Consider the following 26,732-nt stretch of genomic DNA (forward strand, 5'->3'; position numbering starts at 1 on the left):
GCGACCGCGCGAGGTCTACCATCTGAACAACTCACAAGCATTGCGGGTGCTGGCTTCAGCCAGCTCCGTAACCTCTACGCCCATAACCTCTGCCAACGCCCCGGCAATTTCCGGCAGGTGCTCCGGGCTGTTCCTAACCCCCGGGTACATCACCGGCGCCATGTCCGGCGCATCGGTCTCCAGTACCACGCTGTCCAGCGGCAACCGCGCCAGGGTCTTGCGCAGTCGTAAGGCCTGCGGCCAGGTACCCGCGCCGCCGAGCCCAAGCCGGAAGCCCAGCTTGATGTACTCGCGGGCCTCTTCATAACTGCCGGCAAATGCGTGAATCACCCCCGCCCGCGCCGGCTTGTAGCGCTTGAGCGTGGCGATCACCTGGGCATGGCTGCGGCGTACGTGCAGCAGGGCGGGCAGTTCGAAGTCGCAAGCCATCTGCAGTTGCGCTTCGAACAGCTTCTGCTGGCGGGCCTTGTCCAGGTCTTCGAGGTAATAGTCCAGGCCAAACTCGCCCACGGCACATAGCCGTGGGTCGCCGTGCAGGCGCTCCAGCCACTCGCGCAGCTGCGCCAGGTGCTCCGGGCGATGCTGGTCAAGGTAGATCGGGTGCAGGCCGAGCGCGGCGAACAGGCGCTGGTCGGCACAGGCCAGGTCCCACACCCGCTGGAAATTCGCCTGGTACACCCCCAGCACCACCATCCGCTCAACCCCGCGCGCCGCCGCGTTGGCCAGCAAGCGCGGGCGGTCGGCGTCGAAGTCGGGGAAATCCAGGTGGGTGTGGGTGTCGATCAGGCGCATGTTCAGGCCGCTGTAATGCGTTGCTTGAAGGTTCGACCGACGGCATGCACGCCAGGTTCGTAGCGTTTGTCCTCGATCGCGGCCAGTGCCAGTTCCAGCGCGGTGGCGGCAATCAGGCCATGCTGCTGGGCCATGGCATTGACCGGCAGCGGCAGGAAGTCGAGCAACTGGTTGTCGCCAAAGGTACCCAGCTGCAGCTGGCGCGAGTCGGCAGGGCGCGCCTGCAGGGTGTCGAACACCCCTTGCAGCAGCACGTAGGAGGTGGTCACCAAGGCATCCGGCAGGCCACCAAGGTCGTCGATCAGTTGCTGCATCAGGCGCTGGCCGCACTCACGGCTGAATGCTTCGCCCTGATAGCGGCGAACCTCGCCGGCATAGCCTTGCAGGGCTTCGTCGAAGCCGCCGGCACGTGCCTGGCTGACTGACAGCTCGGGGCGTGCGCCGATCAGTGCGATACTGCGCGGGGCGGCGCTCAGCAGGCTGGCGGCCAGTTGGCGGCTGGCATCGCGGTCGTCGCTGATCACCGAGCAGAAGTGCGCAGGGTCCAGGCGGCGGTCGATGGCGATTACTGGCAGGCCTTTGTCCTGCAGTTCGCGGTAGCTGTCGTCTTCCGGCGGCAGGCAGCTGGCAACGAACAGTGCGTCGCAACGGCGGGCGCGGAACAGCTGCTGCAACTGGCGCTCGCTGTCGGGCTGGTCGTCGCTGCTGGCGATCAGCAATTGGTAGCCGCGGGCGCGGGCACCTTGCTCGAGCTGCTTGGCGATGCGGGCGTAGCTGGGGTTCTCCAGATCCGGGAGAATGAAGCCCAGGGTGCGGGTATGCCGGCTGCGCAGGCCAGCGGCCTGCGGGTTGGGGGTGAAGCCGTGGGCCTCGACCACCGCGCGTACCCGCTCGACAGTACTGTTGCTGATGCGCTGCTGTTCGGCCTTGCCATTGATGACGTAGCTGGCAGTGGTCACGGACACACCGGCCAGACGGGCGATATCGCTGAGTTTCACCGAATTTTCCTTGTTATTACCGGGGCTGGCTGTGAGCCCTGACCGGGTAGTTTGACCCGGCGAGGGCGCCACGCGCAGACGACCATTGTCGCAATTGTCCGACAGGATGGGGCTTTTTCCTCGGCAGATTATCGAGTAACGTGGCCGTCTGGTCAGATTAATCGTTTCAGCTGCCGAATTTTCTGCCTCGGCTGCCATCCGTGCAAGGCTGTTGAACTGGCCGTTCAAGTGAATTTCACAACAATACTCCAGTACCCGACCGGGAACTGCAAAAGGAGAAGGTCATGCTCGAGCTCGCCAAGGAGCAGATAGCCATGGGCCAGAAGGCCGCCGACAAGGCCGAGGCATTGCGCCTGCTGGCCGACCGGCTGGTCGCTGACGGCCTGGTCGCCGAGGGGTACCTGCAAGGGCTGCAGGCCCGAGAGGCACAAGGCTCCACCTTCCTTGGGCAGGGCATCGCCATCCCCCATGGCACGCCGCAGACCCGCGACCTGGTGTACGCCACCGGCGTACGCCTGTTGCAGTTTCCCGAGGGTGTGGACTGGGGCGATGGCCAGATGGTCTACCTTGCCATCGGCATCGCCGCCCGTTCGGACGAACACCTGCGCCTGTTGCAACTGCTGACCCGCGCCCTGGGCGAGACCGACCTGGCGGAGGCATTGCGCCGCGCCGGTTCCGCCGAGGCGTTGCTGAAACTGTTGCAGGGCGCGCCGCAGGAACTGGCGCTGGATGCACAGCTGGTCGGCCTGAACCTGGCGGCCGAAGACTTCGACGAACTGGCCTGGCGCGGCGCCCGCCTGTTGCAGCGCGCCGACTGCGTCGACAGCGGTTTTGCCGCCGTGCTGCAGCAGGCCGAGCCGCTGCCGCTGGGCGAGGGCCTGTGGTGGCTGCACAGCGAGCGTCAGGTGCGCCAGCCGGGCCTGGCCTTCATCACCCCGCAGCAGCCGCTGCGTTACCGCGACCAGCCGCTCAACGGCCTGTTCTGCCTGGCCAGCCTCGGTGCAGCCCACCAGGCCTTGCTCGAGCGCCTGTGCGAAGTGCTGATCGAAGGCCGCGGGCAGATGCTCTACCAGGCCACCAGCAGCCGCGCGGTACTGGAAGTGCTCGGCGGTGAAGCGCCGGCGGACTGGCCCAGTGCGCGCGTGGTGCTGGCCAACCCGCATGGTTTGCATGCCCGCCCGGCAAAGGTATTGGCGCAACTGGCCAAAGGTTTCGAGGGGGAAATCCGTGTACGCCTGGTCGACAGCGCGCAGCCGGCGGTGTCGGCAAAGAGCCTGAGCAAGCTGCTCAGTCTCGGCGCCCGGCGTGGCCAGGCGCTGGAACTGGTGGCTGAGCCAGGCATCGCCGCCGATGCCTTGCCGGTGCTGCTGGCCGCCATCGAAGACGGCCTGGGCGAAGAGGTGGAGCCACTGCCGCAGACCGTGGCGACCGTAGCCGGCGAAGTGGTCGAGGTGCTGCAAGCGCCCGAAGCCGGTAGCCGCATCCAGGGCGTAGGTGCGGCGCCGGGTATTGCCAGTGGCCCGGCGCATGTGTGTGTCGAGCGTGAATTCGACTACCCCCTGCGCGGCGAGTCCTGCGCCCAGGAGCGGCAGAAGCTGCGTGAAGCCGTGGCGACCGTGAATGGCGAGCTGCAGGCCTTGATCCAGCGTAGCGACAAGGCCATTGGCGAAATTTTCATCACCCATCAGGAAATGCTCGCCGACCCGGCCCTTACCGACGATGTCGAGCAGCGCCTGGGCCAGGGCGAAAGCGCTGCGGCAGCGTGGATGGCAGTGATCGAGGCGGCGGCGCGCCAGCAGGAGTCGCTGCACGATGCCTTGCTCGCTGAGCGTGCTGCCGACCTGCGGGACATCGGCCGCCGCGTGCTGGCGCAGTTGTGTGGCGTGCCGGCCCAGACTGAACCCGAACAACCCTACGTGCTGGTGATGACCGAAGTCGGCCCGTCCGATGTCGCCCGGCTGGACCCGAGCCGCGTCGCCGGTATCGTCACCGCCCAGGGTGGCGCCACCGCCCACAGCGCCATCGTAGCCCGTGCCCTGGGCATCCCGGCGGTAGTGGGCGCGGGCGCGTCGATACTGCTGTTGGACAGTGGCACGCCGTTGCTGCTCGATGGCCAGCGTGGCGTGGTCAGCGTGGCGCCGCCGGCGGATGAACTGCAACGGGCCCTGACCGAGCGCGACCTGCGCGAGCAACGCTTGCAGGCTGCCTGGGCCAACCGCTTCGAGCCGGCGGTTACCCGCGATGGTCATGCTGTCGAGGTGTTCGCCAATATCGGCGAGAGCAACGGCATCGCCAAGGTAGTGGAGCAGGGCGCCGAAGGCGTGGGCCTGCTGCGCACCGAGCTGATTTTCATGGCCCACACCCAGGCCCCGGATGTGGCGACCCAGGAAGCCGAGTATCGCCGCGTGCTCGATGGCCTCGACGGGCGCCCGCTGGTGGTGCGCACCCTTGATGTCGGCGGTGACAAACCGCTGCCGTACTGGCCGATCGCTGCCGAAGAAAACCCGTTCCTCGGCGTGCGCGGCGTACGCCTGACCCTGCAGCGCCCGCAGGTTATGGAAGACCAGCTGCGCGCCTTGCTGCGTGCTGCCGACCAGCGCCCGCTGCGGATCATGTTCCCGATGGTCGGGCAGGTGCATGAGTGGCGCGAGGCGCGTGCCATGGTCGAGCGCCTGCGCGCCGAGATTCCGGTAGCCGACCTGCAGCTGGGCATCATGGTCGAAGTGCCTTCGGCAGCGCTGCTGGCACCGCAACTGGCGCGCGAAGTGGACTTCTTCAGCATCGGCACCAACGACCTTACCCAGTACACCCTGGCTATCGACCGTGGCCACCCCAGCCTCTCGGCCCAGGCCGACGGCCTGCATCCGGCGGTGCTCAGCCTGATCGACATGACCGTGCGCGCCGCCCATGCCCATGGTAAGTGGGTGGGCGTGTGCGGCGAGCTGGCGGCCGACCCGCAGGCGGTCGCCGTGCTGCTGGGCCTGGACGTGGACGAACTCAGCGTCGCCGCGCGCAGCATTGCCGAAGTCAAGGCCCTGGTTCGCCAGGCCGATTACCAGACGGCCCGCGCCCTGGCGCACGAGGCCCTGCAACAGGACAGCGCCGCAGCGGTTCGCGCGCTGGTGGAGCGTTACTGAATGGCCAAGATCCTCACCCTCACCCTGAACCCGGCGCTGGATATCACCATCGGCCTGGATACCCTGCGCCCCGGGCAGGTCAACCGCAGCCAGGAACAGCACAGCCACGCCGCGGGCAAAGGGTTGAACGTTGCCCAGGTACTTGCCGACCTGGGGCACAGCGTCACTGTTGGCGGCTTTCTCGGGCGTGACAACCTGCAGCCCTTCGAGGCGTTGATCGGCTGGCGCGGTTTCGTCGACTGCTTTGTCCGCGTGCCGGGCGAAACCCGCAGCAACATCAAGCTGGTCGAGGCCGATGGCCGTGTCACCGACATCAACGGCCAAGGCCCGGAAGTCGACGAAGCGGCGCGCAGTGCGTTGCTGCGCCGCCTGGCGCAGATTGCCCCGGGCCATGATGCGGTGGTGGTGGCTGGTAGCCTGCCGCGCGGGATCAGTGCCGACTGGTTCCGCCAGTTGCTCGAACAGCTCAAGGCGCAAGGCCTCAAGGTGGCCCTGGACAGCAGCGGCGAAGCCCTGCGTGTCGGCCTGCAGAGCTCGCCCTGGCTGGTCAAGCCCAATACCGAAGAGCTGGGCGAGGTGCTCGGCCTGGCTGTGGATAACCCGGCGCAGCAGCGCGCAGCTGCCGAGCGCCTGCTGGCCAGTGGCGTAGAACACGTGGTGGTGTCGGCGGGCGAACGGGGCGTGAGCTGGTTTACCCATGACCATGCCGTACATGCTTGCCCACCCAAGGTGCAGGTTGCCAGCACGGTGGGCGCAGGTGATTCGCTGGTGGCCGGCATGGTCCACGGCCTGCTGCTGGGTGAAGCCCCGGCGCAGACCTTGACCCGGGCCACCGCGATCGCTGCTCAGGCCGTTACCCAGGTTGGGTTCGGCATCCGCGACCGCGAACAATTGGCGCGTCTGGAAGCCGCCGTGCAACTGACAGAACAACAAGAGGGTTGCCGATGAACATTGCCATTGTCACTGCCTGCCCCAACGGCCAGGTGTCGAGTGTGCTGAGCGCGCGTTTGCTGTCTGCCGCTGCCCAGCGGCGGGGCTGGAGTACCAGCGTCGAAGTGCAGGATGCCGGCCACCCCGAGCGGCAACTGAGCGCCGCGCAGATCGCCGAAGCCGACTGGGTGCTGGTGGTCAGCACCGGCCCGGTGGACCTGGCCCGTTTCGTCGGCAAGCGCGTGTACCAGAGCACGCCGTCCCAGGCTTTGGCCGACCGCGAAGGCTTCCTCGATGAGGCGGCTTCCAACGCCCGGCTGCTGGCCACGGTGCCAGGCCTTCCGGCCGAAGCTGGCAGCGCTGGCGCACGCATCGTCGCCGTCACGGCTTGCCCGACTGGCGTCGCGCATACATTCATGGCTGCGGAAGCTTTACAGCAGGCCGCGCAGCAGCTGGGCTACCAGCTCACCGTCGAAACCCAGGGCTCGGTCGGTGCGCGCAACCCCTTGTCTGCCGAAGCCATCGCCGCAGCCGATGTAGTGCTACTGGCTGCCGACATCGAAGTGCCCACCGCGCGTTTCGCCGGCAAGCGCATCTACCGTTGTGGCACCGGTATCGCCCTCAAGCAGGCCCGTGCCACCCTCGACAAGGCCCTGGCTGAGGCCAAGGTGGAAAACAGCGGCGATGCCGCAGCGGCGAGCACGCCAGCGAAGGGCGAGAAGACCGGGGTATACAAGCACCTGCTCACCGGTGTGTCGTTCATGCTGCCGATGGTGGTGGCTGGCGGCCTGCTGATTGCCCTGTCGTTCGTGTTCGGTATCGAGGCTTATAAAGAAGCGGGCACCTTGCCGGCCGCATTGATGCAGATCGGCGGCGAGGCTGCGTTCAAGCTGATGGTGCCACTGCTGGCGGGCTATATCGCCTGGTCCATCGCCGACCGCCCGGGGCTGGCGCCCGGCATGATCGGCGGTCTGCTGGCCAGCACCCTGGGCGCCGGATTCATCGGTGGTATCGTCGCCGGTTTCCTCGCCGGTTACAGTGCCAAGGCCATTGCCCGCTGGGCGCGCCTGCCCAGCAGCCTGGAGGCACTCAAGCCGATCCTGATCATTCCGCTGCTGGCCAGCCTGTTCACCGGCCTGGTGATGATCTACGTGGTCGGCCAGCCAGTGGCGGCGATGCTGGAAGGCCTCACGCATTTTCTCGACAGCATGGGCACCACCAATGCAATCCTGCTGGGCCTGTTGCTGGGCGGCATGATGTGCGTCGACCTGGGCGGGCCGATCAACAAGGCTGCCTATGCCTTCTCGGTGGGGCTGTTGGCCTCGTCGAGCTATGCGCCGATGGCGGCGACCATGGCAGCCGGCATGGTGCCGCCGATTGGCCTGGGTATTGCCAGCTTCCTGGCCCGGCGCAAGTTCGCCCAGAGCGAGCGTGAAGCGGGCAAGGCGGCCCTGGCGCTGGGGCTGTGCTTCATTTCCGAAGGGGCAATCCCGTTTGCTGCCAAGGACCCGCTGCGGGTAATCCCGGCCAGCGTGGCCGGCGGGGCATTGACCGGTGCATTGTCGATGTACTTCGGCTGCAAGCTGATGGCGCCGCATGGTGGCCTGTTCGTGCTGCTGATCCCCAATGCGATCAACCATGCACTGTTGTACCTGTTGGCGATCGTGGCGGGCAGCCTGCTGACGGCGGTGGTGTATGCGGTGATCAAGAAGAGCGAGCGGGTGGAGCTGGCGGTGGCACCGGTGAAGGGTTAGGGATTTCAGCTGGCTTTATTGGCCTCTTCGCGGGTGAACCCGCTCCCACAGGTACTGCACAATTTTCAAGCTTGCAGAGAACCTGTGGGAGCGGGTTTACCCGCGAAGGGGCCAGTCCAGGCTAGCGCCGATGCTTCTGCCGCAACGGCACAAGCAGATCGCCCAGCCCGTTGTGATCGACCTCATGCATCAGCGCCAGCAACCCACCCAATTCCCCCGCCGGGAAACCCTTGCGCGCAAACCAGGCCAGGTAATCCCCCGGCAGGTCGGCAACGATTCGTCCCTGGTACTTGCCAAACGGCATGGTACGGGTGACCAGCAGTTCGAGGGTTTCCGGCTTCATCATCGGCGCACCTGGCTGTTGAAAGCGCCGACCATACTGCAATCTGCACGAAGGCCCAAGCGGCAATCATGCAGAACGCCCTGTTCCAGCTTTAGTCCTGTATTTCTATCTTATTGATTTTAAAAGATTTCATGGGCGAGCCTCGCTTGGCATGAACGCTGCTCTCTTACAGATGACTATCACCTGCCAAGGAGTTTGTGCCATGAGCAATCCCAACAAAGATGTGATCGACGTGCTCAACGACCTGATCGAGTACAGCAAGGATGGCGAGAAAGGCTTCAAGGCCTCGGCCGATGATGTGAAAAACCCCGAACTGAAAGCGTTCTTCGTTCAGCGTGCCGGTGAGTGTGCCAATGCAGCCGGCGAGCTGCAGAGCGAGGTGCGTCGCCTGGGTGGCGACCCGGAAACCTCCACCAGCATCAGCGGTGACCTGCATCGGGGTTGGGTCAACCTCAAGGCGATGGTCACCGGCAAGGATGAGGAAGCGGTGCTGAACGAGGTGGAGCGAGGCGAGGACCACGCCCTCAAGGCCTACAAGGAAGCCCGCGAGAAACTGGTGAAGCTGGGCCGCACCGCCAGCGACCAGACCTACACCCTGGTGGAAAAACAGCTGCAAGGTGTGCAGCGCAACCATGATCAGGTCAGGGCCTTGCGCAACGCCGCGCACGCTCGCAGCTAGTCGGCCGGCCCCTCTACCCGGTTGCGGCCTTTGGCCTTGGCCCGGTAGAGCGCTTCATCCGCAGCACCCAGCACCTTCGCCAGATCGTGCTGGGTGCCTGACAGGCCGATGCCGATGCTGACCGTGACCGAGTGGGCATCATCGGCGAACGGTGCCAGCGCTTCGACACTGCTACGAATGCGCTCGGCAAGCATTTGCGCACCGCTCAGATCGGTTTCCGGCAGCACTACCTGAAATTCCTCACCCCCATAACGCGCTGCCACATCGGCCGGGCGGCGGATGCATGCCTCGATGGTCTTGGCCACTTCGCGCAGGGCATGGTCGCCACCGGCATGGCCATGGCGCTGGTTGAACGCCCTGAAATGGTCCACATCCACCATCAGCACTGCCAACGGCTTGCGGTTGCGCTGGGCACGAGCCCATTCCTGTCGTAGTACCTGGTCCAGGCGTCGGCGGTTGGCCAGCCCGGTCAGGCTGTCGGTGGCGGCCAGCGTCGCAAGGCCCTGTTCGGCCTCCTGGCGGCGACGCAATTCGCGGCCCAGCAGCAGGGTCAGCCAGAGGATGCCCACACATAGTCCACCGGTGGCAACGCTGACCAGGATCGCAGTACGCCGCCAGGATTCGAATACATCTTCGGCCGAATGCACGACCAGTACGATCAGTGGCAACTGCGCGACCCGGGCGAAGGTGTACATGCGCGGTTTGCCGTTGCTGCTGGAGCGGGCGGTAAAGCTGCCGCTCTGCTCGCTGAGAATACGTTTGAAATTGGGCCGCTCGGCATAGTTGCTGCCGATTTGCGAGTCTTGCGTACGGCTGGGCTGGCGAGCCAGCAGTTGGCCATCGGTGTTGAGCAGGTTGATGCTGCTGTCTTCGCCGATATCCAGGCGCTGGAACAATTCACTGAAGTACGACAGGCGCAGCGCGCCCGCTGCCAGGCCGGCGAACTCGCCTTTGGCGTCGGAGATACGCCGGCTGAAACTGATGCACCAGTCCAGGTCGCCGAGCCTGGCCTTGAACGGCGGGCCCACCAGCAGGCCGAGGTTGGCGTTGTGCAGGTGCGCCTGGAAAACCCCCGTGCCGGCGAAGTTGGCCTTGCGTGGCACGCTGCTGGTGGAATCGCCCACCACGTTGCCTTGCTTGTCCAGCCATAGCACGTCACCGCGCTTGCGGTCGACAAAGGCTTCATTGAATAGCAGGCGTTGGCGCACCGGGCCGGGGATCTCCGGCAGCTCCTTGCGCCCGACCGCCCAGATCAGGCCCTGCAGCGACTGGTCGTAGAGTTCGACGTTGCGCAGGATGTCGCTTTCGATCAACTGGACGATATTGTTGGACGAGCGGATCGCCGACACCTCGACATTGTCGCGCTCGCGCGCCAGCAGGTAGCTGACGATGGCCACGATGGCGAGCACGGCAAGGCAACTGCCCAGGTTGAGGATCAGCTCGGGGTGCGACCTGTAGAGTGCGAAACGCGGAGATCGGGGGGGCATGCTCGCTACTGCGTGGGCAGGGCCATTCGCGGCGGCGACATTCTAGGGAAACGGGGATTGTCGAACAAGATTTGTCCGACGGAATCGCGGTAGACCTTATTCTGGACTGACCGAGAACCTTGTGGGAGCGGGCATGCCCGCGAAGCAAGCGCCGCGGTGCATGGCACCGGCTTCGCCGGTGTTCGCGGGCACGCCCGCTCCCACAGGTTGGATCTTTAGCTTGCGGTCCTGGATCAGAACACGTTCAACGGGTAATCCACGATCACCCGCAATTCATCGTTGTCGCTGTTGCTGTCGATCGACGCATAACCCTGGCTGCCACGGTGGGTGGCATAGCGCACCAGTACCGACAGGTCCTTCAGGTCACCCTCCTGGAACACGTACTTCACATCCAGGTCGCGTTCCCAGTGCGTGGCGTTCTTGCCATCGGCGCGGTAGTAATCGTAGTGGGTGGTGTCCTGGACGGCCTTGGTCAGGTCTGCCTCACCCCGCGAGTACGACAGCACCGTGGTCAGGCCTGGAATGTCCATGCCGGCGAAGTCATAAGCGTACTGCAGCTTCCACGAACGCTCGTTCGGTGCGTTGAAGTCCGAGTACATGCGCGAGTTGTCCAGGTAGATGCTGTCGCCCAGGTTGATGTAGTCGAACGGCGTGTTGCCGTTGACCCGCTGGTAGGCGGCGGTGACGCTGTGGAACCCGGCGTTGACGGTGAAATGCACGCTGTAGGTATTGTTGTCGATCTTGCCCAGCAGGGCCTGGCCGGTGTCCTGGGTGTGATAGAAGTGCACGCCCGGGTTCAGGCTGACCAGGTCGCTGACCACGTAGGTGTAGTCGAAATCGGCGTAGTACTGGTTCCAGATGTCCTTCAGCTCGGCCGCATACAGGTTGGCGGTGATGTTCGGGGTACCGCTCCATGACGCGCCGGCCCAGTTCAGGTGCTTGCTCTTGTCATGCTCGCCCAGCGAACCGTAGTAAGTGTCGATGCGGCGGTGGCCGCTCTGGTTGTACGGCTTGGTGAAGCTGACCTGGCCGCCTTCGAGCAGCAGGCCGTCGATGCTGGTGTTGGTCAGGCTCACACCACGGAAGGTCTGCGGCAGCATGCGGGTCTCGCCGCCGGCGATCACCGGGTTGGTAAGGAACAGGTCACCAGCTTTCAGCTCGGTGTCGAACGCCTTGAGCTTGACTGCGGCACCGGCGGTGGAGAACGAGTGCGGGGCAGCACCCAGTTCGTCTTCGTTCTTTTGGTGGGTTGGCAGAATGCTGGTGCCAGCATGGCCGCCGCCACCGTCGAGTTTCAGGCCCAGCATGGCGTGGGCGTCCAAGCCAAAGCCGACCACGCCCGGGGTGTAGCCCGACTCGAAGCGTGCAACCGCGCCCTGGCCCCACTCGCGGGTGTCGCGCACGCCGGCGTTGTGGTTGTCGCGGTTGAAGTAGGCGTTACGGAAATGCAGGTTGAAGGACGAGCCTTCGATGAAGCCATCAGCCTTGTCTTCATCTGCCTGAGCGGCGAAAGGGATCGTTGCAGTCAACGCAATGAACAGCGGGGTAAAACGAAACGCGGAAGGCACCGGTACTAGCTCCTTGGGTCTGGCGGTGGGGCAGTTTTTATTTTCGAATGTGCGTCTTTCTTATACGTGAACGTTACAGCCTGGCTGATAGTTGAAGCACATAAAAAAAGCCGCTGATCGGCAGCGGCTTTAAAAGGCTAACATATCGGCACCGGTGGTGCCCATGGTGTAGCCAAGGGAAAACGGGAGCAGCGACAGCGCTTGATCAGCTGTCGGCGTTAGCATCGACAGAAACCTTGGAAGCGGTCTGGTTTGCGTCTTTTGCGGCGTCGGCCTGCTGTGCGGCTACGGCTTCGCGGGCCTCTTGGTGGACCGCGGCGAACTCGGCATTACGGGTGACGAAAGCCTTGGATTCTTCGGCCATGGCCAGGGGCGACAACAACAGGGAAGACAGGACGAAGACGCTGGCAATACCCATACTGTTGGACATTTGAAACTACCTTCTTGCGGTGCAAGTGCTAATGAGGACAGGGGTAAAGTTAGTCCTTTCAATGCACTTGAAACAGAGCGAAGTGCGATAAGCACTGTTGCGCAAAAGGTAATTATCTTTGAAAAAAGCAATTGGACTTTCGCCGCAAACCCCCAGCCTAGAGCACTTCCGCGGCCCTTTGTAGGAGCGGCCTTGTGTCGCGATGGGGCGCGAAGCGGCCCCAGGTTTTGTGCCACAGCAACAATTGCCGGGGGCTGCTACGCAGCCCTTTCGCGACACAAGGCCGCTCCTACAGAGACCGCGCAGGCCTCAGAACTGGCAATTGGATGCCGAATGTATTGAACCCAGCGGCACTACGTACAAACACCTCCCCACCATGCATCAGCGCAATCGCCTTGACGATCGCCAACCCCAGCCCATGGTTACCGCCACCACTGTTGCTACGTGCCGCATCCACCCGGTAGAAGCGTTCGAACAGCAATGGCAGGTGCTCATCGTCGATCGCCGGCCCCGGGTTGCTCACGGCGATGCTGACCTGCTCCGGCCCGTCCGCGATCTGCACCGCGATCACCTGGTGCGGTGCGGTGTGCTGCACGGCGTTGTTCAGCAGGTTGATCAGCGCCCGGCGCAGCTGGGCCTTTTCGATGGGCACCTGGGCATCGCCGCTCACGCTCACGCTGACCTGCGCGTCTTCGAGAATGTAGTCCAGGTAGTCGAGGGTGGTCGCCACCTCCTCGGCCAGCGAGGCCTGGGTCAGGGCAGTGGCCTTGCTGCCCTGGTCGGCGTTGGCCAGGAACAGCATGTCGTTGATGATGCTGCGCAGGCGCTCCAGTTCCTCAAGGTTCGATTGCAGCACTTCGAAGTAGTGCTCGGCGCTGCGCCCGCGGGTCAGCGCCACCTGGGTCTGGCCGATCAGATTGGTCAGTGGTGAGCGCAATTCGTGGGCAACGTCGGCGTTGAAGGCTTCGAGCCGTGTATAGGCCTGGCTGACCCGGTCCAGTGCGGCATTGAAGGCGCCGGCGAACTGGGCCAGCTCCGGTGCCAGGTTCTCAGTCTGCAGGCGCCCGTCCAGGCGCGGTGGCGCCAGCGCCTGGGCCTCAACGGACAACGCCAGCAGCGGGCGCAGGCCGATGCGCGCCACCCAGTAGCCCAGCAGCGAGGCCAGCAGCACGCCGAGCACCGCCAGCCCGACAATTGCCACCAGCAGGCTGTGCTGGGCCTGCCAGAAGGTTTCGGTGTCGATTCCGATCAGAAAGCGCAGCGGCGGTCGCTCGCCCAGTGCCGGCAGTTCGCTGACCAGCACCTTGTAAGGGTAGGGCCGGTCGGGCAGGCGCAGGTCGCGCATGCCCTGCGCGCCTTCGGCGAAGGCGCGGACCAGCTCGCTGGGGTGACCGTATTCGTAGGCCGGGTTGCTGCTGACCACCCAGAAGCGAATGCGCTTGTCCTCTTCGCTGAGCAGGTTGAGCTTGTTGTTGATCTTGGCCCAGTGCTCCGGTGTACCGAAGCGGTTGAGGGTGGACTCGAGCACGCTGAAACGCGCATCCAGCTCGGCCTGTGGCAGCAGGTCGAGGCTGCGGTCGACCTGGCGGTACAGCGCCGAACCGATCAGCAGGAACACGCCGAGCGCCACCAGGATGAATAGCGCCGACAGGCGCAGCGCGATGGAATTACCCCGCACGGTTTTCCAGGACATAGCCCATGCCTCGGATGGTGTGCAGCAACTTGTTGTCGAAAGGCCCGTCGAGCTTGGCGCGCAGGCGCTTGATCGCCACTTCGACGACGTTGGCATCGCTGTCGAAATTGATGTCCCAGACCAGCTCGGCAATCGCCGTCTTCGACAGGATTTCACCTTGCCGGCGGGCCAGCACGCTGAGCAGCGAGAACTCCTTGGCCGTCAGCTCCAGGCGCTGGCCGGCGCGCGTGGCCTTGCGCGCCATCAGGTCGATCCACAGGTCACCCACCTGCACCTGCAACGGTTCATGGTTGCTGCTACGCCGGGTAAGGGCTTGCAGGCGGGCAACCAGTTCGAGGAAGGAAAACGGCTTGCCCAGATAGTCGTCGGCACCCTCGCGCAGGCCATGGATACGGTCTTCGACCCGTTCCCGGGCGGTCAGCATGATCACCGGTGTCTGCTTGCGCGCGCGCAGGGCACGCAGCACGCCATAACCGTCCAGGCCCGGCAGCATCACATCCAGCACGATCACTGCGTAGTCACCTTCCAGGGCCAGGTGCAGGCCATCGATGCCGTCCCGCGCCAGGTCGACGGTAAACCCTTGCTCGCTGAGGCCGCGATGCAGGTAGTCGGCGGTTTTTTCTTCGTCTTCGATGATCAGCACACGCATGGTCTAGTCCTGGTTGGCACTGGGCGCCGCCGCATGGGCGACCTGGCGGCGGTGGAACAGGCGCTCCAGGGCCAAGTATATGACCGGGGTGGTGAACAGCGTCAGCGCCTGGCTCACCAGCAGGCCGCCAACCACGGCGATGCCCAGTGGCTGGCGCAGTTCGGAACCGGTGCCGAAGCCGAACATCAGCGGCACCGCACCGAGCAAGGCGGCCAGGGTGGTCATGATGATCGGCCGGAAGCGCGTCAGGCAGGCCTGGTGGATCGCCTGCTCCGGGGTCAGGCCCTGGCGGCGTTGGGCTTCGAGGGCGAAGTCGATCAGCAGGATGCCGTTTTTCTTGACGATACCGATGAGCAGCACCACGCCGATCAGCCCCATGATGCTGAAGTCCTGGCCCATGGCCCACAACAGGATCAGTGCGCCGAGGCCGGCCGAGGGCAGGGTGGAGATGATCGTCAGCGGGTGGACGAAGCTTTCGTACAGCACGCCGAGGATGATGTACACCGCCACCAGCGCTGCCAGGATCAGCCACGGCTGGCTCGATAGCGAGCTCTGGAAGGCCTGGGCCGCGCCCTGGAAGTTGCCGCTGATGGAGTCGGGCATGCCCAGCTCACGCTGGGTGCGCTCAAGGATGGTCACCGCATCGCCCAGGGCCACGCCCGGGGCCAGGTTGAACGACAGGTTGGCCGCCGGGAACAGGCCATCGTGGCTGATCGACAGCGGCCCGGTGCTGGGCGGCGCCACATGGGCCACTGCCGACAGCGGCACCATCTCGTTGCTCAGCGGCGAGCGCAGGTAGAAGTAGTTGAGGCTTTCGGCCTTGCCGCGCTGGCGGGCATCCAGTTCGAGGATCACCTTGTACTGGTTGGTCTCGGTCTGGAATTCGCTGATCTGCCGCTGGCCGAAGGCGTCGTACAACGCCTGGTCGACGTCGGTGGTGGTCAGGCCGAAACGTGCCGCGGCCTGGCGGTCGATATCGATGCGGGTGACGCTGGCACCCAGTTGCAGGTCGTTGGACAGGTCGCGGAACGCCGGGTTTTCCCGCAGGCGCTCGGTCAGCCGCTGGGTCCACAGGTTAAGCGCCATGCCGTCGTTGCTCTTGAGCACGTACTGGTACTGGGTGCGTGACGGGCCGGAGCTGAGGTTGATGTCCTGGCCGGCACGCATGTACAGGACGATGCCCGGCACCTGAGCCAGCTTGGGTCGCAGCCGGTCGATCAGTTCGCTGGCCGACACATCGCGTTCGCCTCGCGGCTTGAGGGCGATCCAGAAGCGGCCGTTGGCGATGGTCTGGTTGCTGCCGGTGACGCCCACCGAGTGGGAGAACGCGCGCACCGCCGGGTCGGCCTGGATGATTCTGGCCAGCGCCTGGTGCTTCTCGATCATCGACGGGTACGACACATCCGCTGCCGCCTCGCTGGTGCCGAGGATGAAGCCGGTGTCCTGCAGCGGGAAAAAGCCCTTAGGGATACCCACGTAACCGGCCACCGCCAGGGCCAGGGTCAGGCCGAACATGCCGAGGGTCAGGCGCTGATGGGCGAGGGCGCGGTCCAGGCCCTTTTCGTACCACCTGACCAGCCGCTCGCCGAAGCCGCCCTTGTGCTCTCCGGGCGGGCGGCGCATGAACAGTGCGCACAGGGTTGGCGCCAGGGTCAGCGAAACCACCACCGAAATCAGGATGGTGGCGGTGGCGGTAAGGGCGAACTCCTTGAACAGCCGGCCGACCACGCCGCCCATGAACAGCAGCGGGATGAACGCGGCGATCAGCGAGAAACTGATCGACACCACGGTGAAGCCGATTTCCCCGGCGCCCTTGAGCGCGGCAGTACGGCTGTCGTCGCCGGCCTCCAGGTGGCGGTGGATGTTTTCCACCACGACGATGGCATCGTCTACCACGAAGCCCACCGAGATGACGATGGCCACCAGGGTCAGGTTGTTCAGGCTGAAGCCGAAGATGTACATCAGCGCGCAACTGGCGATCAGCGATACGCCGAGCACGCTGGACACCACCAGGGTCGCCGACCACTGGCGCAGAAACAGCGCCATTACCCCGATCACCAGGGCCACGGCGATCATCAGGGTCAGCTCCACTTCATGCAGCGAGGCACGGATGGTCTGGGTGCGGTCCTGCAGCACCGACACTTCGACCGAGGCTGGCAGCATCTCCTGCAGCCTGGGCAGGGCAGCCAGTACCCGGTCCACGGTATCGACGATGTTGGCGCCAGGCTGGCGGAAAATCACCAGGTTCAGCCCGGGCTGGTCGCCGGACCAGGCTTTGACATAGGCGTTCTCGGCACCATTGATCACCTTGGCCACATCCTTCAGGTGCACCGGTGCACCGTCGCGGTAGGAGACGATCAGCTGGGCGTAGTCGTCGGGATGGAACAATTGGTCGTTGGCGGCGATGGTCGACACGCTGTGTTCGCCGTACAGCGCGCCCTTGGCCAGGTTCAGGCTGGTCTGCTGGATGGCCTGGCGCAAGTCGGCCAGGGTCAGGCCGATGGCGGCCAGTTTCTCGGGTTGCGCCTGCACGCGAATTGCGGGGCGCAGTTGCCCGGTGATGTTGATCAGGCCGACCCCGTCGATCTGGCTCAGCTGGCGCGCAAGCAGGGTTTCGGCGTAGTCGCTGAGATCGTTGCCGGGCATCTGGCTGGAGCTGACCGTCAGCACCAGCACCGGGCTGTCGGCCGGGTTGACCTTGCGCCAGGTCGGCGGGTTGGGCAGGTCTTGTGGCAGACGCGCGGTGGCGGTGTTGATGGCCGCCTGCACTTCCTGGGCGGCGGTGTCGATGTTCTTGTCGAGGGTGAACTGCAGGATCAGGTTGGTCGAGCCCAGTGCGCTGCTGCTGGTCATCTGGGTCATGCCGGGAATGGCGCTGAACTGCACTTCCAGCGGCGTGGCCACCGACGAGGCCATGGTTTCCGGGCTGGCGCCAGGCAGTTGGGCGGTGACCTGGATGGTTGGGAAGTCGGCTTCCGGCAGGGGGGCCACCGGCAGGCGCGGGAAGGCGATGGCCCCCAGCAGCACCAGGGCGAAGGTCAGCAGCAGGGTGGCGATGGGGTGGTCGATGCACCAGGCCGAAACACCGTTGCGCGTGTTCATGGCTGGCCCCGGCGGTCGGCCATTTCCGAAGGCGCGGGGGCGTCGGGGGTTACCTCGACCCGCGAACCAGGCTTGAGCCGCGACTGGCCATCGAGCACCAGTCGCTCGCCCGGCTTGACCCCGGCAATGATGTTCAGCCCGCTGTCCTGATACAGCACCTTGACCGGCACACTGGTGACCTTGTCACCGTCCAGGCGGTAGACGAAGTGCCCGTCGACGCCGCGCTGTACCACAGGCGGCGGTACCACCAGGGCGTTTTCTTCCACGGCGGTACGCAAGCGGATGGTGACCAGCTGACCCGGCCAAAGGCGGCCGTCCTTGTTGTCGAATTCGGCTTTTACCCGAACGGTGCCTGTGGTGGCGGAAATCTGGTTGTCGATCAGTGCCAGGTGGCCTTCACCGAGCAGGTTGCGTTCGCCATCGGCATCCATGTAGGCCTGCACCAGTGCCGGGGTGGGCGCCTTCAGCAGGCTTTGCAGGGTCGGCAGCATTTGCTGCGGCAGGGCGAATTCGACGGCGATCGGGTCGATCTGGGTAACGCTGAACAGGCTGCGAGTATCGCTGGTACGCACCAGGTTGCCCGGGTCGACGTTGCGAATGCCCACCCGACCGGTCACTGGCGAGCGGACCTGCGAGTATGACAGCTGCACCTCGGCATTGGCGATGGCTGCCTGGTTGCCCTTGACCGTGGCTTGCAGGCGGTTGACCAAGGCCTGCTGCTGGTCGAGGGTCTGCTTCGACACGCCGTTGTCGGTACTCAGCAGGCGGTAGCGCTGCAGGTCGACATTGGCCACCTGGATCTGCGCCTGGCTCTGGCCGAGTTCGGCGCGGGCCTGGTCGAGGCTGGCGCGGATGGCGCGGTCGTCGAGGGTCGCCAGCAGGTCGCCTTCCTTCACCCACTGGCCTTCCTTGACCAGAACCTGGGTCAGTACCCCTTCCACTTGCGGGCGCACCTCGACGCTGTGCAGCGACAGCACCGAGCCGATGGCGCTGGCATAGCGCGGCACGTTCTGCTGCACGACATTCACCACGCGCACCGGGATGGCGGTTTGCGCGCGGGCGGCAGGTGCTGGCTGGCGATGGCCGAACCAGATGCCCGCTACCGCCAGGACAAGGAGCGCCAGGGCGGCGAGGATGACAGGGCGGGGCGGTCGTCGCATTAGTGCGGGCACCTTGGCCAGATGGGTGGGGAGCGGTTGTCTGTATTCAAGCTTATAGTCCCCGGACCGGGTCGGCAGCGTGACTGCTGGCTGACAGCGCTGTCAGTTTCGCCTGCGCCGCAGGAAATCGCTCGCCTTTTGCGCTCCGCTGTAGCGCACAGAGCTGATCAGCAGGGCGATCCGCGTACCCTGTGGGAGCGGGTTTACCCGCGAAGAGTCTAACGCGGAGCATGGCACCGGCTGCGCCGGTGTTCGCGGCTAAAGCCGCTCCCACAGAGCTGGCGTCGGTTCATAGATCTGGAACAGGACAGTTGCCCCGTCAAAGGCATCGCTAGAAGCTGATGAAGGCGTAATACACCGGGGGCTCGTTAGTGGTGCGCAAACCATGTTCCTGCAAACTCGCCACCAGCGCCGTGTCCTCCACATGCAGGGCCCACTGTACCCGGCCAGCCTCCGGTGCCTGGGCCAGGGCCGCGCTGAACGCGCCCATGTCAGGCAAGTAGGCAGTAAACCCGTTGCCCTTGAGCGCACTGGTGGTCATGCCCAGCGCCTGGCACACCGCCACTTTGGCGGCGATGTCCTCGCGGTCGGCCTGGCGAGAGGCCTGCACCAGCGCCTCCAGCCCGGCATCCACCAGTTGGCTGCCGTGGATCAGCTCCGGCCCCTGCTGCCAGGCTTCCGGCGGGCAGTCCTTGCTGCCCGGCCGCAGCGGGATATGCGGGTTTATTTCCACCGGGTAGATGCGACATACCAGCGGCCGCTGGTCATAGATGGTGCACAGGTCGTTGTCGTCGAGGTTGCGGCAGCGTCCGGGGTTGAACGCGGCGAAGGTCACCGAGACGCGTATTTCGCTGTCGCCGCAGGGCACGGGATATGAACGACGCAGCACATGATCACGCTGTTCTACCGGCATGCCAGGGCCGTCCGCCACGAAGGCTTCGATCAACACCACCACCTGGCCGTCGTTGTCCGCCCAGCGGCGCGCTTCGGCCAGGGTCAAGGGCACGTGGTGGCCGGTACAGCACTTGCCGCAGCCGGTGCAGGCGAAACGCAGGCTGTCGGTCACTTGACCTCCGGGCTCCATTCGCTGACGAAGGCGCGCTGCTGTTGGCGGTCGTACAGGCACAGCTCGGTACCGGTACGCTGCTGCATGTGCTTCTGGGGGTAGACGCCTTCGATCAGCAGGGCGCTCATGCCGACCTGGTCATCGAACTCGGCGGGCTTGCTGCGGGCGTGGGCATCCTTGAACTGGCTGGCGGCCAGGCAAGCCTTGAGCATCTGCTGGCGCTGTTCGTTCCAGGCCTGGCTGCTGGAGGCCTGGGCGATACCGCTGACGAGGGCGCAAGTGATCAGGATAGAGCTGAGAAACTTCATACGCGATTCCGGCAAATTACTTGCGAGGGGCGCGAATTATGCCCGACTCGACCCCGGCGGCAAGCCGGGGAGTTTGTCTCCGAATATATCAGCGCTCGGCGAACACCACGGTGCGCGCCGCCACCACCAGACAATCGGTCAGCTCCGGCGAGGAGAACTTTGTGAGGATGGCATTGGCCCCGGCCTGGGTCGCCTTTTCGCTGCTCATGGCGCTGTCCAGCGAGGTATGCAGCAGTATGTACAGGTGCTGGAAGTCGGGGGTCTCGCGCAGGGTACGGGTGAAGGCGTAGCCGTCCATTTCGCTCATTTCGATGTCGGAGACGATCACGTTGATTTCCTGCGCGGTGCCTTGCAGTTCCAGCAACACGTTGATGGCGTCCTTGGCGCTGCGCGCGGTGTGGCATTCGATGCCGAGGTTGCGCAGGGTGTGCACCGACTGCTGCAGGGCCACCTGGCTGTCGTCCACCACCAGGATGTTGGCGGCGGCCAGCAGGCTGGCGTCTTCCTCGCTCAAGGTGCCGTGAGGCTGCTCGGGTACCGGCGGGGCGATGGCATGGATGACTTTTTCGATGTCCAGCACCTGCACCAGGGTGTTGTCGACCCGGGTCACGCCGGTGATGAACGAGCGGCTGCCCGAGCCGTAGGGTGGTGGTTTGATGTCGGTGCTCAGGCAATGCACGATGCGGCTGACCGCCTGCACATGCAGGCCCTGGCGCGAGCGGCTGATCTCGGTGACGATCAGGCAGCCGCCGTCCGGGTCGGCCAGCGGCCGTTCGCCGATGGCGCGGGACAGGTCGATGACCGACAGCGGATTGCCGCGCAGGGTCGCCACGCCTTTCACGTGAGGGTGCGATTCGGGCAGCTTGGTCAGCGGCGGGCAGGGGATTATCTCGCTGACCTTGAGCAGGTTGATTGCCATCAACTTGCCGCTGCGCAGGGTGAACAGCAGCAGGGACAGCGAATCCGCGCGGGCATTTTGCGTGGCCATGGTGACCTTCGTGGGGAACAGGGGATAACCGGTTATCGGCCTGTTTTGGTCGGGCTTTAGCGGGCGTGGGGATTCTGGGGCTGCTTTGCAGCCCATCGCGACACAAGGCCGCTCCTACAGGGGATCGCGGTCCCTTGTAGGAGCGGCCTTGTGTCGCGATGGGGCGCAAAGCGCCCCCAGGATTCCTACTCAGCGCAGCCCGAGCCTACGGGCCAGGCGACTGAGGTTGGCGCGGTCCAGGCCGAGTTCCCGGGCAGCCGCTGCCCAGTTATCTTCGTGTCGTTGCAGGCAGGCCTCGATCACCTGGCGCTGGTAGTCGTCGACGGCTTCGCGCAGGCCCCCCTCGGGTAGCGGTGCCGCCGGCAGGGGCGCGGCAGGGGAGGGCGGGGTGCCGGGCGTTATCGTTGCGCGCAGGTCCAGGTCGATGGCCTCCAGGGTGAGGATGCGCGGCCTGTCGGAATGCTGGCCCAGCGCCTTGAGCGCCGAGCGACCGATCAGGTGTTCCAGTTCACGCACGTTGCCCGGCCAGTCATAGGCCAGCAGCGCAGACTGGGCCTCGCTGCTCAGGCGCAGGCTGTTCAGGCCCAGGCGCGAGCGGTTCTGTTCGAGAAAGTAGCCAGCCAGTAACAGCACATCGCGCCCACGTTCGCGCAACGGCGGCACGTGCAGCGGGTATACGCTGAGGCGATGGTAGAAGTCGGCGCGGAAGTTGCCAGCGCGTACTTCTGCCGCCAGGTCGCGGTTAGTCGCGGCGATCAGGCGCACATCCACCCGGTGCTCGCGGTCCGAGCCCAGGCGCTGCAACTGGCCGCTCTGCAGCACCCGCAGCAGTTTGGCCTGCACCGTCAGCGGCAGTTCACCGACCTCATCGAGGAACAGCGTGCCGCCATTGGCGAGCTCGAACTTGCCGCGGCGCTCGCCATGGGCGCCAGTGAAGGCACCGCGCACATGGCCGAACAGTTCGCTTTCGACCAGGGTGTCGGGCAGGGCGGCACAGTTGAGGCTTACCAGCGGTTTGCCAGCGCGGTTACTGGCCTGATGCAGGGCCTGGGCCACCAACTCCTTGCCGACCCCGGTCTCACCGGTGATCAGCACGGTCAGGTCACTACCACCGACCAGGCGGATTTCCTCCACCAGGCGCTTGTGCGCGGGGCTCTGGCCAATCAGCTCCTTGTCCTGGCCGCTGGCCTGGCGGTAGATCTCCGCGCGGTGGTGTTCGTCTTCCGCGCGCAGGGCCAGGTGCTCGATGCGCTCGGCCACGGTGACCGTGGCGGCGGCCAGGCTGGCGAAGGCCTGCAGGGCGCCCAGCTCCAGGCTCTGGAACTGCCCGGGGGTCAGCGCATCGAGGGTAACCAGGCCCCAAGGGCGCTCGTCGACCATCAACGGGCAACCCATGCAGTCATGTACTTCCAGGTTGGCATGGGGGGCGTTGACCAGGCCGTCGTAAGGGTCGGGCAGTTCGGAGTCGCTGGCGAAGCGGGTGGGTTCCGGGCTGCTGAGCAGGATCTGGAAGCGTGGGTGCTCGCTGATCCGGAAGCGCCGGCCCAGGGTATCGGGGCTCAGGCCGTCCACCGCCAGCGGCACCAGCCACTCACCGTCCAGGCGCAGTAGCGCGGCGGCATCGCAGGGCAGCAGCCCACGCATGGCCTGTAGCAGGCGGCGATAGCGTTCCTGGTCGGGCAAGTCACGGGAAAGGTCGCTGACCAAGGGCAGCAGAGTGGTGAGCAGGGGCTTCGTGGTCATATGGACTCCTGTGGGTCGATATGACTATACGTTGGGGTGGGTCGTTTTGACATGACCTGCGTCAACCCCCTGATTTTCCTGGAGATAAAAGTTGGCATGATTGATGTAACAGCTCGGGCAGTCATTTGAAGCCACAGGCTCAGGAGTTGTTGCAATGCTCAATGCCGAACAACGTGCAATCATCAAGGCCACTGTCCCCCTGCTGGAAAGCGGCGGCGAAGCGCTGACCACCCACTTCTACAAGATGATGCTCAGCGAGTACCCGCAAGTGCGTCCGCTGTTCAATCAGGCCCACCAGGCCAGCGGTGACCAACCGCGCGCCCTGGCCAACGGCGTGCTGATGTATGCCCGCCACATCGACCAGCTGGAGCAGCTTGGCGGCCTGGTCGGCCAGATCATCAACAAGCATGTTGCCCTGCAGATTCTGCCGGAGCACTACCCGATCGTCGGCAGCTGCCTGCTGCGCGCCATCGAAGAAGTGCTGGGCAAGGAAATCGCCACCCCCGCCGTGATCGACGCCTGGGGCGCGGCCTATGGCCAGCTGGCCGACATTCTGATCGGCGCGGAAGAGAACCTTTATAAACAGAAGGAAGAAGCCGAAGGCGGCTGGCGCGGTACCCGTGAATTCCGCCTGGTACGGCGTGAGCAGGAAAGCAGCGAAATCGTTTCGTTCTATTTTGCCCCGGTGGATGGCAAGCCGGTGCTCAAGGCCGAGCCTGGCCAGTATATCGGCCTGAAGCTGGACATCGACGGCGCCGAGCAGCGCCGAAACTATTCCCTGTCGGCGCTGTGCGACGGCAAGGAATACCGCATCAGCGTCAAGCGCGAGGCGGGTGGCAAGGTCTCCAACTACCTGCACGACGTGCTGGCGGTGGGCGATACCCTGCAGCTGTTCCCGCCGGCTGGCGACTTCACCCTGGCGGCGAGCGACAAGCCGCTGGTGCTGATCAGCGGTGGCGTGGGTATTACCCCGACTCTGCCAATGCTGCAGGCGGCACTGCAAACCCAGCGTGAGGTGCATTTCATTCACTGCGCCCGTAACGGCGCCGTGCATGCCTTCCGCGACTGGATCGACGAGCTGGCCGAGCGTCACCCTCAGCTCAAGCGCTTCTACTGCTATGCAGAGCCGCAGGGCGGTGCCGCGGCCGATGCCGTGGGCCTGCTGAGCGAGGACCTGCTGGCCGAGTGGCTGCCGCAGGAGCGTGACGTGGATGCCTACTTCCTCGGGCCCAAGGGCTTCATGGCGGCGGTCAAGCGCCAGTTGAAGGGCCTGGGTGTGCCAGAGCAGCAGAGCCGCTACGAGTTCTTCGGGCCGGCGGCTGCGCTGGAGTGATGTAGCGCCTGCACTGGCCCTTTCGCGGGTAAACCCGCTCCCACAGGTAACCCACAGCGCCTGAGACCTGTGCGATCCCTGTGGGAGCGGGTTTACCCGCGAAAGGGCCAGCACAGGCTCATGAAACATTCATCCCAACCGCTGGCAAGCCAGCTCTCTTGCGGCACTGCTCCCGCCCGTGGGTAATCGAGAACGAAACGGTCGATCGCATTCGTCGCCTGGGGGCTGGCTTGCCAGCGGCTGGGCCGCACCTCATGTTCCTGCCTATATAAAGGAGAGATGAAAGCGACTGTGCAGCTTTCATCTTTAATCCTCCTTTAATCACGGTATCCTTCACTCCCGGGTGTCGAGGGGGCTTGCCCCTGCGCGGCATCCGGGCAGCCGCTTTTTTGCCGCCCGGCGTTGAACCGACGTCGTTGCGGCCGGTCTCAGCCACACCGGATAGCCCTGCGCAGCGCTATCACGCCGCTTCCTCGGCACGCTCAAAGGCCCTGCCCAGCGTGTAGACTTGCGCCAGGCAGGCGGATCACGCTGCCACTATCCATCGAAGGAATCGGCAATGAACGAACAAACATCGCGCCTGAATCGGGAACGGCGCTTTCTGGTACTGTTGGGCCTGATCTGCATTTCGCTGATCGGTGGCGCCCTCTACATGCAGGTGGTCCTGGGCGAGGCACCATGCCCGCTGTGCATCCTGCAACGTTATGCGCTGTTGTTCATCGCCGTGTTCGCCTTCATCGCCGCGGCGATGCCCGGGCGCCGCAGCCTGACCTTCTTCGAGGCACTGGTGGTGCTCAGCGCCATTGGCGGAATCGTTGCGGCCGGCAACCATGTGTATATACTCGCCAACCCCATGGTCAGTTGCGGCATCGACACCCTGCAGCCGATCGTGGACGACCTGCCGCTTGCCAAGCTCTGGCCGCTGGTGTTCCAGGTCGACGGCTTCTGCAGCACGCCGTACCCGCCGATCCTCGGTCTGTCGCTGGCGCAATGGGCGCTGGTGGCGTTCGTCCTGACAGCTGTCCTGGTTCCGCTCGGGATCTATCGCAACCGACGCCGGGCTTAGACAAAAGTCCCGAATTGCATGGGGTCTTTTACGCCGCATGAGAAGAGGGGAAATCCGCTCCCCGCTTGATCCAGATCAACCTAGAGGCCTTGCAGAATGCGGCTTTGGGGCCTATCAAGCGGGGTGCGACAAACTGTCGCGAAGTTGAATTTTTGAGCAGTATTGTTACGGATTCTGTAAAGGACTGTTGCTCAATAAGTCATAGTCAAGGGTTGGCGACCTATCTACAATCGCCCCCAATTTCCGTTCGGCACTGCTTGCGAGTCGCAGGATTGAAGGAAGCCCCAGCGCTCCTTTTTGCTGACTTCGTCAAGTTTCGCCAAACGGCGATACCGGGCGGACCCCCCTCCGCGTTTTCCGCACCAAATGGACTTGGTCTGAAGTACAGGCCTGTTGCCTACGAAACCATAAGCACCGCTAACACGCTTTGACGCCAAGGTCCTGCAGCCGGACCCGGGCAGGAGCGAGTACGGGCGCGAATTGCCGCACTTGGCAGGACGAAGTGTTGGCTACCAAAACACAAATTGCATTGAAGCAAGCTGATCTAGAGGTCGTGAGATGAGTAAAAAGCGTTACCCCAGACTGTTTGGCATATTGCCCTTTTTAGGCATGCTTTTACTCAGTGGGTGCAACTGGACCCTGCTCGACCCGAAAGGTCAGGTCGGCATTGAGCAAAAGAACCTGATCCTGATCGCTACCGGCCTGATGCTGCTGGTGGTGATTCCTGTCATTATCATGACCGTGGTTTTCGCCTGGAAGTACCGTGCTTCCAACAAGGCTGCCACCTACACCCCTGACTGGTCGCACTCGACCAAGATCGAAGCCGCGGTGTGGATCATCCCGATCCTGATCATCATCGCCCTGGGCTACTTCACCTACCACTCCACCCACAAGCTGGACCCGTACCGTCCGCTGGATTCCGATGTGAAGCCGGTGCAGATCGACGTGGTCGCGCTGGACTGGAAGTGGCTGTTCATCTACCCGGAGCAGGGCATTGCCACGGTCAACAAGATCGTCTTCCCGGCTAACACCCCGGTCAACTTCCGCGTCACTTCCGACGCCGTGATGAACTCGTTCTTCATCCCGGGCCTGGGCGGCCAGATCTACGCCATGGCCGGCATGACCACCAAGCTGCACCTGATCGCCAACGAAAACGGCGAGTTCGACGGTATCAGCGCCAACTACAGCGGTGCTGGCTTCACCGGCATGAAATTCAAGGCTACTGCCACCTCTCAGGAAGACTTCGACAAGTGGGTCGCCGAGGTCAAGCAGTCGCCGAAGAAGCTGGACAAGGCCGAATACGACGCCTTGGCCAAACCAAGCGAAAACAACCCAGTCGCGCTGTATAGCGAGGCTTCGCCTGACCAGTTCCAGCTGATCGTCGACAAGTACGAAGGCATGAACCGCGGTCGTCCGAGCCACGAAGAAGCAGGCAGCAAAGATCTGGCCACTACCAAGGGTGTGGAATCGAGTATGCAACCAGCTGCCGGTGCAGAGGAGTAAGAG

General features: G+C 64.4%; 21 protein-coding genes. 7 read left to right on the forward strand and 14 right to left on the reverse strand.

The genetic code is table 11. The annotated features are described in order from the left end of the window. Positions 1-15 precede the first annotated feature (15 nt). On the reverse strand, positions 16-792 hold the full coding sequence (locus tag R9B85_RS16740) for a TatD family hydrolase (protein ID WP_207879409.1): 777 nt from the start codon (positions 790-792) through the stop codon (positions 16-18). Positions 793-794: 2 nt separating this feature from the next. Beyond that, entirely contained in the window at positions 795-1,790 is a 996-nt protein-coding gene (gene cra / locus R9B85_RS16745) for a catabolite repressor/activator (protein ID WP_025337726.1), read from the reverse strand. A gap of 284 nt (positions 1,791-2,074) precedes the next feature. On the opposite strand from cra, the gene ptsP reads away from it, so the two are divergent. The 3 genes from ptsP to R9B85_RS16760 are packed head-to-tail and all read left to right on the forward strand — an operon-like array spanning position 2,075 to position 7,611. Beyond that, a complete protein-coding gene (gene ptsP, locus R9B85_RS16750; RefSeq protein WP_313852803.1) occupies positions 2,075-4,927 on the forward strand; it encodes a phosphoenolpyruvate--protein phosphotransferase in 2,853 nt (950 codons plus the stop codon). After that, positions 4,928-5,875 (forward strand): 1-phosphofructokinase, encoded by a 948-nt coding sequence (gene pfkB / locus R9B85_RS16755; RefSeq protein ID WP_207879413.1) that lies wholly within the window; start codon positions 4,928-4,930, stop codon positions 5,873-5,875. Continuing rightward, positions 5,872-7,611 (forward strand): PTS fructose-like transporter subunit IIB, encoded by a 1,740-nt coding sequence (locus tag R9B85_RS16760; protein WP_112252026.1) that lies wholly within the window; start codon positions 5,872-5,874, stop codon positions 7,609-7,611. Before pfkB ends, R9B85_RS16760 begins: the two co-directional genes overlap by 4 nt. Before the next feature lie 121 nt (positions 7,612-7,732). Here R9B85_RS16760 and R9B85_RS16765 read toward each other — a convergent pair whose 3' ends face one another. Then, positions 7,733-7,954, reverse strand: a complete 222-nt coding sequence (locus tag R9B85_RS16765; protein ID WP_112252043.1) for a DUF3820 family protein — start codon at positions 7,952-7,954, stop codon at positions 7,733-7,735. A 202-nt stretch (positions 7,955-8,156) separates the two neighbouring features. Here R9B85_RS16765 and R9B85_RS16770 point away from each other — a divergent pair, with 202 nt between their 5' ends. Then, complete coding sequence (locus tag R9B85_RS16770; RefSeq protein WP_112252027.1) at positions 8,157-8,633, forward strand: ferritin-like domain-containing protein; 477 nt, start codon at positions 8,157-8,159, stop codon at positions 8,631-8,633. Here R9B85_RS16770 and R9B85_RS16775 read toward each other — a convergent pair. The 11 genes from R9B85_RS16775 to norR all read right to left on the reverse strand — a co-directional run bounded on the left by R9B85_RS16775 (position 8,630) and on the right by norR (position 22,827). Next, a complete protein-coding gene (locus R9B85_RS16775) occupies positions 8,630-10,120 on the reverse strand; it encodes a diguanylate cyclase domain-containing protein (protein WP_423770386.1) in 1,491 nt (496 codons plus the stop codon). The two genes, R9B85_RS16770 and R9B85_RS16775, sit on opposite strands and share 4 nt — an antisense overlap. Before the next feature lie 233 nt (positions 10,121-10,353). Next, entirely contained in the window at positions 10,354-11,688 is a 1,335-nt protein-coding gene (locus R9B85_RS16780) for an OprD family porin (RefSeq protein WP_207879420.1), read from the reverse strand. 205 nt (positions 11,689-11,893) lie between these two features. Continuing rightward, positions 11,894-12,118: a hypothetical protein gene (locus tag R9B85_RS16785; RefSeq protein WP_085705421.1), complete on the reverse strand. Its 225-nt coding sequence runs from the start codon at positions 12,116-12,118 to the stop codon at positions 11,894-11,896. Positions 12,119-12,407: 289 nt separating this feature from the next. After that, complete coding sequence (locus R9B85_RS16790) at positions 12,408-13,811, reverse strand: heavy metal sensor histidine kinase (protein WP_215520296.1); 1,404 nt, start codon at positions 13,809-13,811, stop codon at positions 12,408-12,410. Beyond that, positions 13,786-14,460, reverse strand: coding sequence for a heavy metal response regulator transcription factor (locus R9B85_RS16795; RefSeq protein WP_025337735.1), 675 nt, complete (start codon positions 14,458-14,460; stop codon positions 13,786-13,788). The genes R9B85_RS16790 and R9B85_RS16795 overlap by 26 nt, the downstream gene beginning before the upstream one ends. A gap of 3 nt (positions 14,461-14,463) precedes the next feature. Continuing rightward, on the reverse strand, positions 14,464-17,562 hold the full coding sequence (locus tag R9B85_RS16800; protein ID WP_112252032.1) for a multidrug efflux RND transporter permease subunit: 3,099 nt from the start codon (positions 17,560-17,562) through the stop codon (positions 14,464-14,466). Next, entirely contained in the window at positions 17,559-18,722 is a 1,164-nt protein-coding gene (locus R9B85_RS16805; RefSeq protein ID WP_423770387.1) for an efflux RND transporter periplasmic adaptor subunit, read from the reverse strand. Before R9B85_RS16805 ends, R9B85_RS16800 begins: the two co-directional genes overlap by 4 nt. Before the next feature lie 331 nt (positions 18,723-19,053). Further along, complete coding sequence (locus R9B85_RS16810) at positions 19,054-19,788, reverse strand: YkgJ family cysteine cluster protein (protein WP_112252034.1); 735 nt, start codon at positions 19,786-19,788, stop codon at positions 19,054-19,056. After that, positions 19,785-20,096: a hypothetical protein gene (locus R9B85_RS16815; RefSeq protein WP_112252035.1), complete on the reverse strand. Its 312-nt coding sequence runs from the start codon at positions 20,094-20,096 to the stop codon at positions 19,785-19,787. Before R9B85_RS16815 ends, R9B85_RS16810 begins: the two co-directional genes overlap by 4 nt. Positions 20,097-20,184: 88 nt before the next feature. After that, positions 20,185-21,084 (reverse strand): chemotaxis protein, encoded by a 900-nt coding sequence (locus R9B85_RS16820; RefSeq protein ID WP_133970310.1) that lies wholly within the window; start codon positions 21,082-21,084, stop codon positions 20,185-20,187. A 189-nt stretch (positions 21,085-21,273) separates the two neighbouring features. Further along, entirely contained in the window at positions 21,274-22,827 is a 1,554-nt protein-coding gene (norR, locus tag R9B85_RS16825) for a nitric oxide reductase transcriptional regulator NorR (RefSeq protein ID WP_423770388.1), read from the reverse strand. A gap of 154 nt (positions 22,828-22,981) precedes the next feature. Here norR and hmpA point away from each other — a divergent pair, with 154 nt between their 5' ends. The 3 genes from hmpA to cyoA all read left to right on the forward strand — a co-directional run bounded on the left by hmpA (position 22,982) and on the right by cyoA (position 26,729). Continuing rightward, positions 22,982-24,160, forward strand: a complete 1,179-nt coding sequence (gene hmpA, locus R9B85_RS16830) for an NO-inducible flavohemoprotein (protein WP_075043809.1) — start codon at positions 22,982-22,984, stop codon at positions 24,158-24,160. Between the two features lie 559 nt (positions 24,161-24,719). Beyond that, positions 24,720-25,226 carry a disulfide bond formation protein B gene (locus R9B85_RS16835; RefSeq protein WP_112252038.1) on the forward strand — a complete coding sequence of 169 codons (507 nt, stop codon included), beginning with the start codon at positions 24,720-24,722 and terminating at the stop codon, positions 25,224-25,226. Positions 25,227-25,784: 558 nt separating this feature from the next. Then, positions 25,785-26,729 carry a ubiquinol oxidase subunit II gene (gene cyoA / locus R9B85_RS16840; RefSeq protein ID WP_015268993.1) on the forward strand — a complete coding sequence of 315 codons (945 nt, stop codon included), beginning with the start codon at positions 25,785-25,787 and terminating at the stop codon, positions 26,727-26,729. Positions 26,730-26,732: the final 3 nt, after the last annotated feature.

The organism is Pseudomonas sp. NLJ1 (genome assembly GCF_049486705.1).
GTDB lineage: Bacteria > Pseudomonadota > Gammaproteobacteria > Pseudomonadales > Pseudomonadaceae > Aquipseudomonas > Aquipseudomonas inefficax.